Source organism: Waterburya sp. (assembly GCF_058530065.1).
The window spans coordinates 1-3,685 of the sequence record NZ_JBZNBU010000340.1; the positions used below are offsets into that span (position 1 = coordinate 1).

At 39.7% G+C, this 3,685-nt stretch carries 4 protein-coding genes; 2 read left to right on the forward strand and 2 right to left on the reverse strand.

Annotated features, from left to right (window positions below):
* Nucleotides 1–64 precede the first annotated feature (64 nt).
* The gene (locus AC33VI_RS20365) at nucleotides 65–901 is read right to left on the reverse strand and encodes a carbohydrate ABC transporter permease (protein WP_491784091.1); all 837 of its coding nucleotides are present in this window, start codon (nucleotides 899–901) and stop codon (nucleotides 65–67) included.
* 103 nt (nucleotides 902–1,004) lie between these two features.
* On the opposite strand from AC33VI_RS20365, the gene AC33VI_RS20370 reads away from it, so the two are divergent.
* Nucleotides 1,005–2,366: an FAD-dependent oxidoreductase gene (locus AC33VI_RS20370; RefSeq protein WP_491784092.1), complete on the forward strand. Its 1,362-nt coding sequence runs from the start codon at nucleotides 1,005–1,007 to the stop codon at nucleotides 2,364–2,366.
* 149 nt (nucleotides 2,367–2,515) lie between these two features.
* On the opposite strand, the gene AC33VI_RS20375 is transcribed toward AC33VI_RS20370, so the two are convergent.
* A complete protein-coding gene (locus tag AC33VI_RS20375; protein WP_491784093.1) occupies nucleotides 2,516–2,914 on the reverse strand; it encodes a response regulator in 399 nt (132 codons plus the stop codon).
* A 253-nt stretch (nucleotides 2,915–3,167) separates the two neighbouring features.
* On the opposite strand from AC33VI_RS20375, the gene AC33VI_RS20380 reads away from it, so the two are divergent.
* A partial coding sequence (locus AC33VI_RS20380) for a DNA gyrase subunit A (protein ID WP_491784094.1) occupies nucleotides 3,168–3,685 on the forward strand: 518 nt, incomplete at its 3' end.

Genomic DNA, 3,685 nt, shown 5'->3' on the forward strand with positions numbered 1-3,685 from the left:
AGAGATGAAATCCGATCGTTAACCTTACACTTTTTTCAATAGCTAACAGGGATCTTTTAATAATTTAACCTTTAACTCCACTACCAACATCGGTGGGAACGATATATCGCTGAAGAAAGAGAAATAATAATAAGACAGGGGCGATGGAAATTACCGAACCTGCTGCCACCAATCTCCAATCTAAGGAAAAAGAACCAGCTAGATTAGCCACAGCAATGGGTAAAGTATAGTAATCAGGATTGTCTAAAATAATTAAAGGCCAAAGAAAATCGCTCCAAGAACCGATAAAGACAAAGATTGCCAGGGTTAACAAGGCTGGGCGGATGGCGGGAATCATAATATTCCACCAAATGCCTAATTCGGAACAGCCATCAATTCTGGCAGCTTCTTCTAGTTCTAAGGGTACGGCTTTTAAAGCTTGTCTGAGGAGAAAGATCCCAAAAGCAGAAGCAAGATTGGGCAAGATAATCCCTAAGTAGGTATTTCTCAGTCCTAAATTGACTGCCAAAATATATAAGGGAATCATCACGATCTGAAACGGAATTGCGATCGTCGTCAGAATTAGAGTGAAGATTAATTTTTGTCCTTTGAAATTTAAACGGGCTAGGGGATAGGCAGCTAGAGAACAGAAGAGTAAATTTAAACCGACTGTAGTTAGGGCAACGAGTGCACTATTGTAAAGGTATAAGCCAAAAGGTTCGGTATCCCAAACTTTAATGAAGTTATTGAAAGTAGGTTGGGAGGGAAAAATTTGGGGCGGAAAAGTAAAAATGTCTTCGGTGGGAGATTTTAAAGAAGTTCCAATCAACCACAATAGAGGAAATAACATCAGAAAACCGATCGCACTCAAAAGTAAATAAGTACCTAATTTTTTTTCTAACGAGTTTTGACTGTGACTCATAATTTATAAATCCCTCTGGCAATTGGGTTGCTTAATTATCAATTATTAATTGATAAACCTGCTATAGATAAAACAGTAATTTTAACCTTGCAGATTAGAAACCATGAATCGAACGGATCGTCTTGGAGATAGAGCGGTTGTAATTGGTGGTAGTATAGCTGGATTGCTCTCAGCTTGGATACTTGCCGATTATTTTACCGAAGTAATTGTGATTGAAAGAGACTCTTTGCCCACCGAACCGCGATCGCGTAAAGGAGTTCCACAATCGGTACAACCCCATATTCTCTTAACTAAAGGCTACAGAATTTTAACAGAATTATTCGGTGCGGATTTTAAGGCTGAATTACTAGCTAGAGGAGCTTTAACTATTGATTGGGGGCAGGAATTTTACAGTTACGTCGAAAATGGATGGTTTGCTCGTACTCCCAAAGCTACGGACTTGATTTCTGTAACTTGCAGTCGTCCTTTGTTAGAATGGGCGATCGCCAACTGCGTGTGCAAAAGACCTGAAATTAAATTTTGGGAAAAGCATCGGGTCAAAAGTTTAATTTATGACAAACAACAACATCGAGTCGCGGGAATAACGGTTAACTCGGCTAAAAGTAAAGAGGAAAAGAATTTAATGGCTCGATTAGTTGTAGATTGTAGCGGGCGTAGTTCTAAGACACCCCAATGGTTAGCCAATATTGGCATACCGACACCAGCAGAAACTAAGATTGATGGCAATCTCGGCTATGCTACCCGTCGCTATCGAGAGCCAAAAGACTTTAACGATCCTTGGAAGGTAATGCTCATCAGTCACGTTCCCCCAGAACACCCCAAACTAGGTTATTTAGCTCGCATTGAAGGGGGAGAGTGGATTGCTACATTAGGGGGTTATGAAGGCAATTTTCCTCCTATTGAAGATAAAGGTTTTTTAGATTTCGCTCGTAGTTTGCGCGATCCGAGTTTTTATCAGGCGATCGCTCAAGCCGAACCGACATCTCCTATCTATGCCTATAGAGCCACTACCAATCGTTTGCGCCATTACGAACAAATAGATCTTCCTGGGGGATTTATTGTTTTAGGAGATGCGGTATGTTCTCTTTGTCCTGTATACGGTCAAGGAATGACTGTCAGTGCTTTGGCTGTTTTAGTTTTACGGGAATGGTTACAGCAAGCCAGTCGCTCGTTTTTTCCTCAAAAATTATCTTCTTCTGCTTTTCAACAGAATTTAGCCAAAAGTAATGCTCCCCATTGGAATTTAGCTACAGCCCAAGATTCCCGTTTTCTCCAGACAACAGGAAGAATAGAGCCTGGGGCGATCGATAGTTTGTTGCAACCATACATTCAAAAAATACAAAAACTAGCCAGCCAAGATCCTCAAGTATATGTCTCCTTTATAGAAATAGCTCATTCCTTAAAATCTCCCGCCTCTTTTTTTGTTCCCAAACTTTTATGGCAGGTGTTGACGGACAAAATTTAATCAACGTAAACTGCCATCGCTCTCAAGAGGATTTGTTACCAACAATTTTTAAGAAGTAAACTTTGGTCAGTTTGGTAGTACTATTTTACTAGTAATTAATCCAAAACCGTTTAAGTACGACTAACTATTAACTACTAACCACCAACCAATTAAGTTTTATCAATCAAAGAGATAATTTGTTGAATAAATGCTTCATGATCGACTACAGGTTTAGAAATATAACCATCCGCACCACTCTGCTCTAAAAAATTCTCGCGATCGCCTTCCATAGCGTGAGCGGTAACTAAAATTATCGGTAAATCTTTGGTTTTAGAGTCAGATTTAAGCATTTGAGTTATTTTGATGCCATCTACGGGTTTTCCCTCATAAATACTATTAGCTAGGGCAACATCCATTAAAATGACATCGACATCGCCAGAACGAGCGTATTGCAATACTTCTTCAACAATTTCTGTTCCTTTGACTTGCAAACCGCCTTTTTTTGTTAGTATTTTGGAAAAAACCCGCAAATTGATGGGATCGTCTTCTACAATCAAAACCGTTGTCATAGATTTTAGTCAAGATTCTGTTTAGCTAGAAAAACTAGATGTTAAAAAACACAAAAATCAAAAGTTTATGAAATCGAACTATCTTATGTTGAATGATGATTTACTAAATTCTGATAGCACAGCTTAACACCTCTAAGGTCTAATTGCGCTATATTTTTATACTCTTATTATTTCCCTTGAGAAGCAATTGCATTTTTGGCGACTGGAAGTGCAATGACTAAATATTTCCCTTAATTCTTGGAGACTCTTTTTAATGGCACAACAGCTTAATTTGCTAGGTAATGGTCAAATCATTCCTACTCCTCTACATCAAGAAATGGAGAGGTCGTATCTTGAATATGCTATGAGCGTCATTGTTGGGAGAGCTTTACCTGATGTAAGGGATGGACTCAAACCCGTGCATCGGCGTATTTTATATGCTATGTACGAACTAGGCTTAACTCCAGATCGACCCTATCGTAAATGTGCCAGGGTTGTGGGGGATGTTTTAGGAAAGTATCACCCTCACGGCGATCAGTCGGTATACGATGCTTTGGTGCGATTAGTACAGAGTTTTTCTACCCGCTATCCTCTACTAGATGGTCATGGTAATTTTGGCTCGGTAGATAACGATCCCCCCGCAGCAATGCGCTATACGGAAACTAGACTCGCTCCCGTAGCTTTTGAAGCGATGCTAACGGAAATTGGGGAAGCAACGGTCAACTATAGCAACAACTTTGATAACTCTCAAACCGAGCCAATCGTTTTACCCGTACAGTTGCCGATTTTACT